The sequence below is a fragment of the Micromonospora cathayae genome, from assembly GCF_028993575.1.
GTDB classification, from domain to species: domain Bacteria; phylum Actinomycetota; class Actinomycetes; order Mycobacteriales; family Micromonosporaceae; genus Micromonospora; species Micromonospora cathayae.
Genome location: NZ_CP118615.1, coordinates 7,013,064 through 7,027,143 on the forward strand (window position 1 = coordinate 7,013,064; position 14,080 = coordinate 7,027,143).

A 14,080-nucleotide genomic window follows, 5' to 3' on the forward strand; every position below is an offset into this window, starting at 1 on the left:
TCGTAGAGTCTGTGGGATGCAGCGTACGCAGCCTCCCCTGCCGGCCCGCCTCGCCCGGCTGAACCCGACCGGGGTGTTCCTGGCCGTGTTGGCCCTGGTGCTGGTGGGCCTGCTCGTGCCCGGTGTGGTCGGTGCGGTGCTGCTGCTGGCGCTGGCCGCCGGCTTGGTGGCGTTGCTGCGGTTGACCTGGCCGGTGCAGACCCCGGCGACCCGGGTGATCCGGCTGCTCATGCTCACCCTGCTCGTCGCCGCCGCCCTGAACAAACTGTTCTGACCGGCGGGCCGCGCCGACTGCGCGCTGCGCGGACCAGCGGGCCGCGCCGACAGCGCGCTGTTCGGATCAGCGAGCCGCTCAGGCCAGCGAGCCGCTCGGACCAGCACGCATGCAAGCATGCGTTTTTGACAATCATTCTCGTTGGGGCGGATCGTGGTGACCATGAACAGCCGCCCGACTCCGCGTGTCCTGGCCGCCACCACCACCGCGCTGCTCGCGCTCGCCGGTGTCACGGCCTGCTCCTCCGACGACGTGGCCGGCGCCGATCCGCAGCGGGTCGACGTGGTGGCCGCCTTCTACCCACTCCAGTTCGTCGCCGAGCGGGTCGGCGGGGACGCGGTACGGGTCACCAACCTCGCCAAGCCGGGCGCGGAGCCGCACGACCTGGAGCTGAACCCGGGGCAGGTCGGCCAGGTCAGCGAGGCCGAGCTGATCGTGTACCTGAAGGGGTTCCAGCCGGCCGTGGACGAGGCGGTCGAGCAGAACGGCGGCGACCGGGCGTTCGACGTGGCGACCGTGCAGCCGCTGCTCGACGCCGCCGCCGGCGGGCACGACCACGACCACGAGGGTGAGCCCGGCCACAGCGAGGAGCCGGCGAACGCCGAGGAGAAGGAGCACGCCGACGAGGGTGGCGGCAAGGACCCACACGTCTGGCTCGACCCGACGCGGCTGGCCACCATCGGTGACAAGCTCGCCGAACGGCTCGGCACGGCCGACCCGGACCGGGCCGCCGACTACGCCAGCCGGGCGAAGGCGCTGCGCACCGAACTGGAGCAGCTCGACGGCGAGTACACCGCCGGCCTGAAGACCTGCCAGCGCCGGGAGATCGTGGTCAGCCACACCGCGTTCGGGTACCTGACCGGGCGCTACCAGCTCGAACAGATCGGCATCTCCGGGCTGACCCCGGAGAACGAGCCGTCGCCGCAGCGGCTGGCCGAGGTCGCCGAGGAGGCCCGGGAACACCGGGCCACCACGATCTTCTTCGAGACGCTGGTCAGCCCGAAGGTCGCCGAGACCATCGCCCGGGAGGTCGGCGCGAAGACGGCGGTGCTCGATCCGATCGAGGGCCTCTCGGCGGAGAACTCCTCGGGGGACTATTTTTCGGTGATGCGCAGCAATCTGGAAAGCCTGCGGACGGCGTTGAGCTGTTCGTGAACGCCCCCGTCATCACCGTCGCGCACGGGGTGGTCGGCTACGACGGCCGCCCCGTGCTGCGGGACGTCTCACTGAGCGTGGCCGCCGGTGAGGTCGTCGCCGTGCTCGGGGCCAACGGCTCCGGCAAGTCCACGCTGATCCGCGCGGTGCTCGGGCTGGTGCCGCTCAGCGCCGGGCAGGTCACCCTCTTCGGCACCCCGCAGCGCCGCTTCCGGCAGTGGCACCGCATCGGGTACGTCCCGCAGCGGCTGGGCGCGGGCAGCGGCGTACCGGCCACGGTGGCCGAGGTGGTCGCCTCCGGGCGGCTGGCCCGGCGGGGCGTCCTGCGCCCACCGGGGCGGGCGGACCGGGCCGCGGTCGCCGAGGCGCTGCGCGCGGTCGGGCTCGCCGACCGGGCCAGCGACCCGGTCGCCACCCTCTCCGGCGGACAGCAGCAGCGCACCCTGATCGCGCGGGCGCTGGCCGGCCAGCCGGAACTGCTGGTACTCGACGAACCGACCGCCGGGGTGGACGCCACCAGCCAGCAGGCGTTCGCCGGGGCGCTGCGCGGGTTCGTCGGCGGCGGCGGGACGGTGCTGCTGGTCGCCCATGAGCTGGGACCGCTGCGCCCGTTGATCAACCGGGCGGTGGTGGTGCACCACGGCGGGATCGCGCACGACGGCGCGGTCCCGGAGCCGGCCGGCCACCACGCCGAGCCCGACCACGACCACGTGCACCCGCACGGTCCCGAGGAGCCCGCCGGGCTGTGGAGCGCGCCGTGAGCCTCTTCCAGTACGACTTCATGCTGCGCGCCCTGGTCGGCGCGCTGATCATCGGCCTGGCCGCGCCGGCGCTCGGGATCTACCTGGTGCAGCGGCGGCTGGCCCTGATCGGCGACGGGATCGGCCACGTGGCGCTGACCGGCGTCGGGGCCGGGCTGCTGTTCCAGACCTCGCCGGTGCTCATGGCGGTGGTCGCCGCCGCGCTCGGCGCGGTCGTCATCGAACTGGTCCGGGAGCGCGGACGTACCTCCGGCGACCTGGCCCTGGCGTTGCTGTTCTACGGCGGCATCGCCGGGGGCGTGATGCTGGTCGGGCTCTCCGACGCCAGCAGCGCCAACCTCAACGCGTACCTGTTCGGCGCGCTGACCACCACCTCGCGCGGCGACCTGGTGACCATCGCGGTGCTCGGGGTGGCGGTCCTGGTGACCATGCTCGTGCTCCGGCCGGCGCTCTTCGCGGTCTGCCACGACGAGGAGTACGCCCGGGTCTCCGGCCTGCCGGTGCGGACGCTGAACCTGCTGCTGGCGGTGACCACGGCGGTGACCGTGACCATCGCGATGCGCGCGGTGGGTGTGCTGCTGATCAGCGCGTTGATGGTCGTGCCGGTCGCCACCGCGCAGCAGGTGACCCGGGGGTTCCGCAGCACGATGGCGGTGGCGATGGGGGTCGGCCTGCTCGCCGCCGGGTCCGGGGTGTGGGTGGCGGCGGTCGCCGACACCGCCCCGGGCGCCTCCGTGGTGGTGCTCGCGATAGCCTCCTTCCTCGTCGTCGCGGTCGCCGCCGGTGCCTGGCGGACCCTGCGCCGACGGCACGCCCCGGCCGCTCCGGCGCAGCCAGAACCGCACGAGGTGGTGCTGAGTTGATCCTGGGCCGCGCGGGCGTGCCGGGATTGGTTACCGTTGCGGAGTGACCAGCAGCAACGGCTACGACGCGTACGAGGGCGCGGGGGACCTGCTGCGCGCCCTGTCCGCGCCGATCCGGCTGGCCATCGTCAGCGAGCTCGCCCAGGGTGAACGCTGCGTCCACGAACTGGTGGAGAAGCTCGGCGCACCGCAGCCGCTGGTCTCCCAGCACCTCCGGGTGCTACGCGGAGCCGGTGTGGTGCGGGGCTCCCGGCGGGGCCGGGAGATCGCCTACACCCTGGTCGACGAGCACGTCGCGCACATCGTGGCGGACGCGGTCAGCCACGCCGGGGAGGGAACATGAGCCAGCGGAACCATCGGTGCGCCGGGTCGGGGACGCCACGCCCGCAGCTCGGCGGCGGGGAGGCGGCGTGAGCGAGACCGGCACCGCCGTCCGCAACACCCGTCAGCGGACGGCGGTCAGCGCGCTGCTGGCCGAGGTGGAAGGCTTCCACAGCGCCCAGGACCTGCACGCGATGCTCCGGGACCGGGGCGAACGGGTCGGGCTGACCACCGTCTACCGGACCCTGCAGGGGCTGGCCGACGCGGGCGAGATCGACGTGATGCGCCCGCCGGGCGGCGAGCACCTCTACCGGCGGTGCAGCGAGGGTCACCACCACCACCTGGTCTGCCGTTCCTGCGGGCGGACCGTGGAGGTGGCCGGCCCGGCGGTGGAGACCTGGGCCGACCGGGTGGCCGCCCAGCACGGCTTCTCCGACGTCAGCCACACCCTGGAGATCTTCGGCAGCTGCCCGTCCTGCGCCGTCACCTGACCCGGCCGGGTCGGTTCGGCGGCTGCCCGACCGGCCGGGTCGGTCCCGTCGCCGGCCCTGGCGGTCGGTCGGCCGTCGGGTGGACTGCGGTGGGACGACCGGGCGTGGCACGCTGTCCGGCGTGCGAATCTACGCCGATCGTTTCCCGACCGCCGCCCGTCAACTCCTCACCGACCTGCTCGTCGTCGCCTGGGTGTACCTCGCGGTCCGGGGCGCGCTCTGGCTGCACGACCTGGTACAGAAACTCGCCGTACCGGGGCAGAAGCTGGAGGGGGCCGGCGGCGGGCTGGCCGACAACCTGGCCGACGCCGGTGGCAAGGTCGGCCGGGTGCCGCTGGTCGGCGACGAGCTGACCGCGCCGTTCGAGCGGGCCGCCGACGCCGCCCGGTCGCTGGCCGAGGCCGGCCGGGACCAGCAGGAGCTGGTCGACCAGCTCGCCCTGGCGCTGACCGTGGCGGTGCTGGTCTTCCCGCTCGGCATCGTGCTGCTCGGCTGGTTGCCGCTGCGGGTGCGCTGGATGCGCCGGGCCGGCGCGGCGGCGGCGTTGCGGTCCGCGCCCGCCGGCCGGGACCTGCTGGCCCTGCGGGCCCTGGCCGGTCAGCCGCTGGGCAAGCTCACCCGGATCGCCCCGGACGTGGCGGAGGCGTGGCGACGCGGCGACGACGCCACGGTCGACGCGCTGGCCGCCCTGGAGCTGCGTGAACTGGGGCTCCGACCGAATCGGTAGGGTCGACCGGTGCTCTACTTCCTGATCGTCATCGCCCTGCTGCTGCTCGGCTACGCCGGCTACCTGGTCAGTTTCGTCCGTCGGGGGCGCCCGATCCCGGCGAAGGCGTACCTGGTGCTGGCGGTACTCAACGGGCTGATCCTCGCGGCGGTCCTGGCCTGGGCCATCGCCCGCTGACCGGCCGGTCCGCGTCCCGGGACACGGACCGGCCCGGCCGGACCGGGACGCGACCGGTCCGGCCGGAACGCGAGCCGGGCCGGGACGGGGGCGGGACGGTCAGCGGGGCGGGATCCGGCGGCGGACGTCCGGCGCGGTCGACGGGCCGGGCGTCCACCGGGCCACCCAGGGCAGGTCGTCCGGCGGGGTGACCACACCCTCCTCCACGAAGGCGTACCGGCCGGCGACGATGCGCTGCGCGGCCACCACGTCCAGCGGGTCGGTGTTCGACCAGAGGCCGGTGAAGAGCTGCTCGATCCGCAGCCGGGCCTGCCGGCAGAACAGGTCGGCCAGTTCCCGGCCCTCCGGACGGGTGTCCCGCTCGGCGTGGGCCCGTACGCACGCCGCGGACATCGCGAACAGTTCCGCGCCGATGTCCACGATCCGCCCGAGGAACGCCTGCTTGCGTTCCATCTTTCCCTGCCAGCGGGACATCGCGTAGAACGTGGACCGGGCCAGCTTGCGGGAGGTGCGTTCGACGTGCCGCAGGTGGCCGGCGAGCGGGCCGTACTCGGCGTACGCCCCGGGGGTCTGGCCCCGGCCGACCGCCAGGGTGGGCAGCCAGCGGGCGTAGAAGGCGCCCGCGCGGGCCCCGGCGCGCGCCTTGCGGCCGAGCCCGGCGTCCGGGTCGATGATGTCACCGGCGACGGAGAGGTGGGCGTCGACCGCCTCCCGGGCGATCAGCAGGTGCATGATCTCGGTGGAGCCCTCGAAGATCCGGTTGATCCGCAGGTCCCGGAGCATCTGCTCGACGGCGGCCGGGCGTTCGCCCCGGGCGGCGAGCGAGTCGGCGGTCTCGTAGCCGCGCCCGCCCCGGATCTGCACCAGCTCGTCGGCGACCCGCCAGGCCATCTCGCTGGCGTACAGCTTGACCAGGGCGGCCTCGATCCGGACGTCGTTGCGGTCGTCGTCGGCGAGCAGGCAGGACAGGTCCAGCATGGCCTCCATGCCGTACGTGGTGGCGGCGATGAAGGACAGCTTCTGGGCGACCGCCTCGTGCTCGGCGACCGGCCGGCCCCACTGCACCCGGTCGGCGGCCCACTCCCGGGCCACGTTCAGCGACCACTTGCCGGCCCCGACGCACATCGCCGGCAGCGAGAGCCGGCCGGTGTTCAGGGTGCTCAGGGCGATCTTCAGGCCGCGTCCCTCGCCGCCGATCACGTTCTCGTTCGGGACGAAGACGTCGTGGAAACGGGTGAGGCTGTTCTCCAGGCCACGCAGCCCGACGAAGCTGTTGCGCCGCTCCACGGTGATGCCGTCGGCGTCGCCGTCCACCACGAAGGCGGTGATGCCGCCGCGCCGCCCCTCGCCGGCCGGCACCCGGGCCATCACCACCAGCAGGGTGGCGATGGTGCCGTTGGTGGCCCAGAGCTTCACCCCGTTGAGCCGGTACCCGGTGCCGTCGGCGGTCGGTTCGGCGGTGGTCGCCAGCCGGGCCGGGTCGGAGCCCACGTCCGGCTCGGTGAGCAGGAACGCGGAGACCTCACCGGCGGCCAGCCGGGGCAGGAAGCGTTGCTGCTGTTCGGGTGTGCCGAACATCTTCAGCGGCTGCGGCACGCCGATGGACTGGTGGGCGCTGAGCAGCGCGCCCAGCGCCGGGCTGACCGAGCCGGCCAGCATCAACGCCCGACAGTAGTGCAGGTTGCTCAGGCCGAGCCCGCCGTACGCCGGGTCGATCTTCATGCCGAACGCGCCGATCCGGGCCAGCCCGTGGAACACCTCGTCCGGGATGGAGGCGGTCCGCTCGATCGCCGCACCGTCCACCTCGGAGTCGAGGTACGCGCGCAGGGTGCCGAGGAACTCCTCGGCGCGGGCGTCGTCGGCCGGGTCGGTACGCGGCCAGGGGGCGACCAGGTCCAGCCGGAACCGGCCGAGGAAGAGTTCCTTGCCGAAGCTGGGCCGGTCCCAGGCCGACTCGCGGGCCGCCTCGGCGACCTGCCGCGCCTCCTTCTCGGTGACCTGGCCCGCCTCCCCGGGCAACGGCCCGGTCCCGTCCGCCTTCCCGGACGTCGGCCCGACCCCGTCGCCCCGGCCGGCGGGTGAGCCGGGCCGGTCCGCCTTCCCGGGCAACGGCCCGGCCCCGTCCGCCTGCCGGGACGGTGGTCCGGGCACGGCCGGGCCGTCGGATGCGGGTCGGTCGTTCTCGGTGACTGTCAAGGCTGCCCCCTCGCACCTCGGTCCGGTCTGCCGTGACGCCCCCCGCAGGCGGGAACGGCGCCACCACCGGGTGGTTACCCAGTGGTAGCGCCGCTCAAGCGCGCCCCGGACCGGCCGGTCCGGCTCGGCTGGTCGGCCCGGCTCAGGCCGCCGGTCCGCCGACCGCGGTCACCGCCGCGCCGCAGTCGGGTCGACCAGCCGTCCTCAGACGTCGTCCTCGTCGTCCAGGTCGTCCTCGCCCCAGTTGCGCCGGGAGAACGGCAGGATCGCCCAGAAGGTGAGGAACCACAGCCCGGTGAGCGCGCTGAGCACGAAGGCGATCGGCCGGTCCAGGATGAAGTCGGTGATCAGCAGCACCGAGCTGACCATCGCGATCAGCATGAACGTCAGGCCACCGCTGGCCATCCGGTGCGCGAAGCGGACCAGTTCCGGTTTGCGCCCCTGCCGGAACAGCGCCCGGTGGAACGCCACCGGTGAGATGATCATCGCGGTGGCCGCGGCGGCGGCGAGCAGCGCCACCACGTAGACGTCCTTCTGGAACGCCGTGGTCCTGGTGAAGCCTGCGCTGAACGGCAGGGTGAGCAGGAACGCGAAGAGGATCTGTACGCCGGTCTGGGCGACCCGCAACTCCTGTAGCAGGTCGGCGAAGTTACGCTGCCAACGCTGCTTCTCGGTTTCCCTGGACAAACCGCCACCTCCGCCTGCGGGTCGAGCCGGCGGTAGGTCCCACGCCGCCGGGCGACAGGGCGATTGCCCCACCGCCACCCGCGCGAAACGCATTCATGTCCATCGCCTCAGGGCGTCGCTGAGCGCGGACCGGCCGTCCCGGGTCCGGGCACCGTGACCGGGCCGCTCAGGGCAGCGCGTCCACCTGGGCCAGGATCGCCTCGGACAGCGCCCCGGGGGCCTCGTCCGGGATCCAGTGGGTCACCCCGGACAGTTCGACGAAGCGGTACTCCCCGGTGACGTGCGCGGCGCAGCCCTCGGCGGCGGTACGGCCGATCGCGACGTCCCGGTCGCTCCAGACGAACGTCGTCGGCACCGGCACCGCCGGGGTGCCGGCCATCTCCCGGCCGGACATCGCCCGGTACCAGTTGAGCGCGGCGATCAACGCGCCCGGCTCCCGCATCGGCTGCACGTACGAGGCGACCCGGTCCCGGTCACCCACCCCGCCGAGCAGCTTGCGCAGGGCGGTCGCCTGCAACGCCAGCAGCACCTTCTCGGCCTTGCCCGGCTTGCGGAACAGCATCATGTACGAGGACCGGGCCTTCTGCTGCGGGTCGGCGCGCAGGGCGTGCGCCATGGCCGCCGGGTGCGGCACGGAAACCGCGGTGAGGGTACGCACCCGGTCCGGATGCCGGGCGGCGAGCGTCCAGGCGACGACCGCACCCCAGTCGTGGCCGACCACGTGCGCCGCGTCGACCTCCAGCGCGTCCAGCACGGCCACCGCGTCGGCGACGCACTCCGCCATCCGGTACGCCTCGACCTCGGCCGGTCGGGCACCGGGCGAGTAGCCCCGCTGGTCCAGCGCGTACGTGCGCAGCCCGGCGGCGTGCAGGGCGGGCAGCACGTCCACCCACTCCCCACTGTGCTGCGGGAAACCGTGCAGCAGCAGCACCGGGTCGCCGTCGGACGGCCCACCGGTGTGCACCTCGAACGTCAGCCCTCGCACGTCGACCCGCATGATCGGCAGCCTACCGCCGGGTCGCCCGGAGCGTACCTACTCGTACTGCTGTTTCGGGGTCGGCACCGGACGCCACGACTCCACCTCCAGGTACGGCACCTCCGCGTCGTTGACGGGGTCCCGGCCGATCCGGTCGGTGTACCGGCCGGTGACCTCGATCCAGGTGTCGTCGGCCAGCCCGGTCGGCACGTCCCCGCTGAGCCCCAGCTTGACCGGGCGTCCGTCGGCGGCGCAGCAGGACAGGATCATGCGGGCCAGGATCGGCTGCCCGTCCGGGCCGGTGGCGACGAACCCGGTGAGCTGGACCCGACGGTCGCCGATGGACCGTCCCCTGTCGAACAACGCCCGGGACGCGTAGTCGAGCACGGTGGTGCGGACCGGATCCCCGGCGGGCAGCGGCGGGTAGTCGGAGGTCTCCTGACTGGGCAGGACGGTGCCCGCCTGCCCGGCCGCGTACGACCCGAGGGCCGGTGGGGCGACCAGCAGCAGACCGACCACCGGCAGCATGAGCAGCCAACCCACCCGGGGCTCGTGGTGCCCGTGCCCGTCGTGGTCGTCGTGGTCGTCCCCTTCCGCGTCGGGGCGTAGTTCGTACCAGAGCGTCATCGCGGCGGCGGCGAGCAGCAGCAGTCCGGAGGCGACCAGGAAGGGTTGCAGCCCGGCCTTGACGTAGCGCAGGTGCAGGTCGGTGAGGCTGGCGCGGAGCACCGCACCGCCGAGCAGCAGCAGCACGACCGCCTGGGCCTGCCGGTTCACCGCAACACCACCACCCCCACGCCGACGGCCACCGTCACGGCGACCGCGAAGGTCGCCGGGGCGAACCGGAACGCGAACCGCCGGCCGAAGACACCGGCCTGCATCGAGACGAGTTTCAGGTCGACCATCGGCCCGACCACCAGGAACACCAGCCGGGAGGTGAGCGAGAACTGCGACAGCGAGGCGGCGACGAAGGCGTCCGCCTCGGAACAGATGGACAGCAGCACCGCCAGCACCGCCAACGCCAGCACCGACAGTACGGCGTTGTCGGCCAGCGTCTGCAGCCAGCGTTCCGGCACCAGGACGTTGATGCTGGCGGCGGCCATCGCGCCGAGCACCAGGAACCCGCCGGCGTGCACCACGTCGTGCCGTACCGCCGACCAGAACGCCGCGCCCCGGCCCAGCCCGTCCAGGTCGGGCCGGCGCGGCAGGCGGATCCAGTCGGCCCGGCCCAACCGCAGCCAGAGCCAGCCCATGATCATGGCGACGACCAGGCTGGCGACGCCCCGGGCGAGGACCATCTCCGGGTCGTTCGGGAAGGCGACCGCGGTGGCGGTGAGCACGATCGGGTTGATCGCCGGGGCGGCGAGCAGGAAGGCCAGCGCCGCCGCCGGCGTGACCCCCCGGCGGATCAGCGAGCCGGCGATCGGCACCGCACCGCACTCGCAGCCGGGCAGCACCACCCCGGCGGCGCTGGCCACCGGCACGGCCAGGGCGGGATGCCGGGGCAGCGCGCGGGCCCAGAACGAGCGGGGCACGAAGACCGCGATCACCGCCGACAGCAGCACCCCGAAGACCAGGAACGGCACCGCCTGGACCAGCACCGAGACGAAGACCGTGGTCCAGGTCGCCAGTCGGGGCGCGGAGAGCGCGGCGGCCACCGGTTCCCGGAAGAGCACCAGCAGCACCAGAAGCGCCGCCAGCACCTCCACCGACCCGACCCGGCCGCCGAGCGCCGCGCCGATCCGGCCGCCGCCCGACCGGCCCGGCCCGCCGGCCGCCGACCCCCGCTGCGGCCCGTCGGCCGTCACTGCCCGCTGCCGTCCGTCAGCCGCCGCTGCCGCTGGCGGCCCGCCGGCTGCCGACCCCCGCTCCGGTACGTCCGGCGCGGTCACGTCCACCGCACCCGCCGGATCAGGGTGCCGGGTCGTCCGGTCGGCTGACGTCACGGCCGCCCCTTCACTCGACGGGGTGCGACGAGAACGTCGCCGTGGGTACGCGGAAGAACGGCCCAGGATAACCCGGACGTGACCCTCGTGACGGGCGACGACGCCGGTAACCCCTGGGTTCCGGCCCCGGTCGGTGCTAGCGTCTGCCGAGACAACTTCACCTCCGACAGGGGAGCGCACAGCGCTGAGAGTGCGGGCACCGTGCCCGCAGACCCTCGAACCTGATCTGGGTAATGCCAGCGCAGGGAGCTCGGTCGACCTCCAGCCGCGCCGCCGTCCGGTGCCCACCGGACGCGGCGTGCGTCTTGCCTGGTTCGTACCTGGACTGGGAGCACCGTACACATGAGCCAACTCGACAACCCCCGCTGGCGCACGATCGACATCGTGGTCGCCTCGGTGATCGCGGTCGCCTTCGGCGTCATCTTCTGGGCCTGGGGCCTGGTCTGGAGCGCCACCGAGGGCGCGTTCGCGTTCTTCCCACCGGCGCAGACCCTGATCTACGGTGTCTGGCTGATGCCGGCCGTGGTCGGTGGCCTGGTGATCCGCAAGCCCGGCGCGGCCCTGTACTGCGAGACGGTGGCGGCGGTGCTCTCCGCGCTGCTGGGCAGCCAGTGGGCCGGCACGGTGATCCCGCAGGGCATCGTCCAGGGGCTCGGCGCGGAGTTGGCCTTCGCCGCCTTCCGGTACCGGTCGTTCCGGCTGCCGACCGCCCTGCTGGCCGGGGCGCTGACCGGCCTGAGCGCGGCGCTGTTCGACTTCTTCGTCTGGAACGCCGCCTACGACCTGACCGGCTACCGCCTGCCGTACGCGCTGTTCACCGTCGTCAGCGCCACCGTCATCGCCGGCGCGGGCGGGTACGCCCTCACCGGGGCCCTGGCCCGGACCGGTGCCCTCGACCGTTTCCCGGCGGCCCCCCACCACCGCACCCCGATCTGACCCGGGGGCGGCGTGGGCGAGGTCACGGTACGGGGGTTCGGGTGGCGGCACGCCGGCCGCCGGGCCTGGGCGGTACGCGGGGTGGACCTGCGGATCGAACGTGGGGAACGGGTGCTCCTGCTCGGCGCATCGGGGGCGGGCAAGAGCACCCTGCTCGCCGCGCTGGCCGGGCTGCTACCGGAGGACTCCGGCGAGCGCGAGGGCCGCATCGAGATCGACGGGCGTGACCCGCGTACCGCCCGGGACCGGGTCGGCATGGTCTTCCAGGACCCGGAGAGCCAGCTCGTGATGGCCCGCTGCGGCGACGACGTGGCGTTCGGGCTGGAGAACCGGGGAGTGCCGGCCGACCGGATCTGGCCCCGGGTGGACGAGGCGCTGGCCCGGGTCGGCTTCCCGTACGGCCGGGACCGCCCGACCGCCGCCCTCTCCGGAGGGGAGCAGCAGCGGCTCGCGCTGGCCGGTGCGCTCGCCCTGCGTCCCGGGTTGCTGCTGCTCGACGAACCGACGGCCAACCTCGACCCGGCCGGGGCGGACCTGGTCCGGCGGGCGGTCGCCGAGGCGGTGGCGACCGACACCACGCTGATCCTGGTCGAGCACCGGGTGGCCGAGGCGCTGCCGCTGGTCGACCGGGTGGTGGTGCTCGCCGCCGGGGGCGGCGTCCGCGCCGACGGGCCGCCCGCGCAGGTCTTCGCCGAGCACGGTGCCGCGCTCGCCGCCGAGGGGGTCTGGGTGCCGGGCCATCCGGTGCCGCCCCGCCGGGCCACCGGGCCGGCCGGGGAGCTGCTGCTCACCGCCGACCGGCTCGGCCTGCCGCCCCGCCTCGCCCCCACCGACCTGCCGGTACGCGCCGGTGAGGTGCTCGCCGTCCTCGGCCCGAACGGGGCGGGCAAGTCCACCCTCGCGCTGCTCCTCGGTGGTCTGCTGCGGCCGGGCGCAGGACGGCTCACCGCCGACCGGGCACTTGCCGGGGCCGACCACCGCACTCCCCCGCACCGGTGGCGGGCGCCCGCGCTGGCCCGCCGGATCGGCTCGGTCTTCCAGGATCCGGAACACCAGTTCGTCACCGGTACGGTCTTCGACGAGCTGGCGCTCGGTCCACGCCGGACGGGCCAGCCGGAGGCGGCGGTACGGTCCACCGTGGACGGGCTGCTGACCCGACTGAAGCTGGACCGGTTGGCGCGCGCCAACCCGTACACCCTCTCCGGCGGGGAGGCCCGGCGGCTGAGTGTGGCGACCGCCCTGGCCACCGCGCCCCGCCTGCTGGTCTGCGACGAGCCCACCTTCGGGCAGGACCGGCGGACCTGGTCGGAGCTGGTCGACCTGTTCGCCGAGCTGCGTGCCGCCGGGCACGGCATCGTGACGGTCACCCACGACCCGGACTTCGTCGCCGCGCTCGCCGACCGGCGGGTCGTCCTGGCCCCGTCCGGTCGTCCCCCGGCGGGCGACGCGCCCGGACCGGTCACCGTCCGTCCCCACGCGGCAGCGGGACCGGCCGACGCCGCCCCGTCTTCGGCCGACACCGCCACGCGCCCGGCCGACGCCGCCACGTCCCCGGCCGCCCCGCACCCGGCCGATGCGGCGGCGGGACCGGGTCGCGGGGCGCGGCCGTGATCAGTGTCGAGCCGGTCGCCGATCCGACCGCGCCGCTGGCCCGCCGCAACCCGGTGGCGAAGGTGGCCGCCGCGCTGGTCTTCTCGTTCACGCTGGTCGCCACCCTCGACCCGGTCGCCCCGGCGCTCGCCCTGGCCGTCGAGCTGGCGGTGCTGCCGCTGTTCGGAATCCGGTACCGGGTGCTCGCCCGCCGGGCCTGGCCGCTGCTGCTCGGCGCGGTGGGCATCCTGGTCAGCCTGGTGCTGTTCGCCGCCGAGCGGGACGGCCGGACCCTGGTCGAGGCCGGACCGGTGGTGGTGACCTCCGGGGTGCTGCTCACCGCCCTCGGGTTGGTGCTGCGGTTGTTCGCGGTGGCGCTGCCCGGGGTGATCGTGTTCGCCACCACCGACCCGACCGACCTGGCCGACGCGCTGATCCAGAACGCGAAGGCCCCGCCCCGGTTCGCGATCGGCGCGCTGGCCGCGTTCCGGCTGGTGCCGATGCTCGGCCAGGAATGGCAGATGATCAGCATGGCCCGCCGGGCGCGGGGGGTGGACGCGGGCCGGAATCCGCTGGCCCGGCTGCGGCTCTTCGCGTCCACCGGGTTCGGGCTGCTGGTCGGGGCGATCCGGCGGGGCACCCGGCTGGCGGTGGCGATGGACGCCCGGGGCTTCGACGCCGGAACTCCCCGTACGGTGGCCCGCCGGCAGCGGTTCACCCCGGCGGACGGGCTGCTGATCGCCGGGGCGGCGCTGCTGGCCGGTGGGGCGCTGGCGGTCAGCGTCGCGCTCGGCACCTTCCGCCCGCTGGTCGGCTGAGCTGCGCCGGCCACCGGCCCGGCGGCGGCGCGACGACCGGTCCGTCGGGTGGGGCGGTCGCCGGCCGCGCCGGGTGGCGCGGTCACCGGTCCGTCGGATGGCGCGATCACCGGCCGCGCCGGGTGGGGCGGTCACCGGCCGCGCCGGGTGGGGCGGTCACCG

Annotated in this window: 16 protein-coding genes and 1 riboswitch; of the genes, 11 read left to right on the plus strand and 5 right to left on the minus strand. The window is 74.5% G+C overall.

Going from position 1 to position 14,080, the window contains the following annotated elements; translation table 11 throughout:
* Positions 1–16: 16 nt before the first annotated feature.
* The 8 genes from PVK37_RS30780 (at position 17) to PVK37_RS30815 (ending at position 4,769) form a co-directional block, all read left to right on the plus strand.
* Entirely contained in the window at positions 17–274 is a 258-nt protein-coding gene (locus PVK37_RS30780; RefSeq protein ID WP_275031354.1) for a DUF6703 family protein, read from the plus strand.
* 162 nt (positions 275–436) lie between these two features.
* The gene (locus PVK37_RS30785; protein ID WP_275031355.1) at positions 437–1,429 is read left to right on the plus strand and encodes a metal ABC transporter substrate-binding protein; all 993 of its coding nucleotides are present in this window, start codon (positions 437–439) and stop codon (positions 1,427–1,429) included.
* Positions 1,426–2,190 carry a metal ABC transporter ATP-binding protein gene (locus PVK37_RS30790; protein ID WP_275031356.1) on the plus strand — a complete coding sequence of 255 codons (765 nt, stop codon included), beginning with the start codon at positions 1,426–1,428 and terminating at the stop codon, positions 2,188–2,190. Before PVK37_RS30785 ends, PVK37_RS30790 begins: the two co-directional genes overlap by 4 nt.
* Complete coding sequence (locus tag PVK37_RS30795) at positions 2,187–3,053, plus strand: metal ABC transporter permease (RefSeq protein ID WP_275031357.1); 867 nt, start codon at positions 2,187–2,189, stop codon at positions 3,051–3,053. Before PVK37_RS30790 ends, PVK37_RS30795 begins: the two co-directional genes overlap by 4 nt.
* Positions 3,054–3,096: 43 nt before the next feature.
* Positions 3,097–3,396 (plus strand): ArsR/SmtB family transcription factor, encoded by a 300-nt coding sequence (locus tag PVK37_RS30800; RefSeq protein WP_275031358.1) that lies wholly within the window; start codon positions 3,097–3,099, stop codon positions 3,394–3,396.
* Between the two features lie 67 nt (positions 3,397–3,463).
* Entirely contained in the window at positions 3,464–3,865 is a 402-nt protein-coding gene (locus PVK37_RS30805; protein ID WP_275031359.1) for a Fur family transcriptional regulator, read from the plus strand.
* A 121-nt stretch (positions 3,866–3,986) separates the two neighbouring features.
* Positions 3,987–4,592: a hypothetical protein gene (locus tag PVK37_RS30810; protein WP_275031360.1), complete on the plus strand. Its 606-nt coding sequence runs from the start codon at positions 3,987–3,989 to the stop codon at positions 4,590–4,592.
* A gap of 9 nt (positions 4,593–4,601) precedes the next feature.
* Positions 4,602–4,769 (plus strand): hypothetical protein, encoded by a 168-nt coding sequence (locus tag PVK37_RS30815; protein ID WP_275031362.1) that lies wholly within the window; start codon positions 4,602–4,604, stop codon positions 4,767–4,769.
* A 99-nt stretch (positions 4,770–4,868) separates the two neighbouring features.
* Here the strand turns inward: PVK37_RS30815 and PVK37_RS30820 are convergent, their stop codons facing one another.
* The 5 genes from PVK37_RS30820 to PVK37_RS30840 form a co-directional block, all read right to left on the minus strand.
* Entirely contained in the window at positions 4,869–6,965 is a 2,097-nt protein-coding gene (locus PVK37_RS30820; RefSeq protein ID WP_423790973.1) for an acyl-CoA dehydrogenase family protein, read from the minus strand.
* A 204-nt stretch (positions 6,966–7,169) separates the two neighbouring features.
* Complete coding sequence (locus PVK37_RS30825) at positions 7,170–7,652, minus strand: DUF6328 family protein (protein WP_275031364.1); 483 nt, start codon at positions 7,650–7,652, stop codon at positions 7,170–7,172.
* 166 nt (positions 7,653–7,818) lie between these two features.
* The gene (locus PVK37_RS30830) at positions 7,819–8,649 is read right to left on the minus strand and encodes an alpha/beta fold hydrolase (RefSeq protein WP_275031365.1); all 831 of its coding nucleotides are present in this window, start codon (positions 8,647–8,649) and stop codon (positions 7,819–7,821) included.
* Positions 8,650–8,685: 36 nt separating this feature from the next.
* Entirely contained in the window at positions 8,686–9,405 is a 720-nt protein-coding gene (locus tag PVK37_RS30835; protein ID WP_275031368.1) for a TIGR03943 family putative permease subunit, read from the minus strand.
* Positions 9,402–10,370: a permease gene (locus PVK37_RS30840; RefSeq protein WP_275035287.1), complete on the minus strand. Its 969-nt coding sequence runs from the start codon at positions 10,368–10,370 to the stop codon at positions 9,402–9,404. Before PVK37_RS30840 ends, PVK37_RS30835 begins: the two co-directional genes overlap by 4 nt.
* Positions 10,371–10,732: 362 nt before the next feature.
* Positions 10,733–10,840: riboswitch (TPP riboswitch) on the plus strand.
* Between the two features lie 76 nt (positions 10,841–10,916).
* Between PVK37_RS30840 and PVK37_RS30845 the strand changes: the two genes are divergently transcribed.
* From PVK37_RS30845 to PVK37_RS30855, 3 genes are read left to right on the plus strand one after another with little or no spacing between them, the layout of a single operon-like run.
* Complete coding sequence (locus PVK37_RS30845) at positions 10,917–11,510, plus strand: ECF transporter S component (protein WP_275031370.1); 594 nt, start codon at positions 10,917–10,919, stop codon at positions 11,508–11,510.
* A gap of 12 nt (positions 11,511–11,522) precedes the next feature.
* Complete coding sequence (locus PVK37_RS30850; RefSeq protein ID WP_275031371.1) at positions 11,523–13,121, plus strand: ABC transporter ATP-binding protein; 1,599 nt, start codon at positions 11,523–11,525, stop codon at positions 13,119–13,121.
* Positions 13,118–13,918 carry an energy-coupling factor transporter transmembrane component T family protein gene (locus PVK37_RS30855; RefSeq protein WP_275031372.1) on the plus strand — a complete coding sequence of 267 codons (801 nt, stop codon included), beginning with the start codon at positions 13,118–13,120 and terminating at the stop codon, positions 13,916–13,918. Before PVK37_RS30850 ends, PVK37_RS30855 begins: the two co-directional genes overlap by 4 nt.
* The last annotated feature ends 162 nt before the right edge of the window (positions 13,919–14,080 follow it).

Coding starts and splice junctions, on each gene's coding strand:
- PVK37_RS30780 (WP_275031354.1), top strand. CDS start 17: ATGCAGCGTACGCAGCCTCCCCTGCCGGCCCGCCTCGCCCGGCTGAAC.
- PVK37_RS30785 (WP_275031355.1), top strand. CDS start 437: ATGAACAGCCGCCCGACTCCGCGTGTCCTGGCCGCCACCACCACCGCG.
- PVK37_RS30830 (WP_275031365.1), bottom strand. CDS start 8,649: ATGCGGGTCGACGTGCGAGGGCTGACGTTCGAGGTGCACACCGGTGGG.
- PVK37_RS30845 (WP_275031370.1), top strand. CDS start 10,917: ATGAGCCAACTCGACAACCCCCGCTGGCGCACGATCGACATCGTGGTC.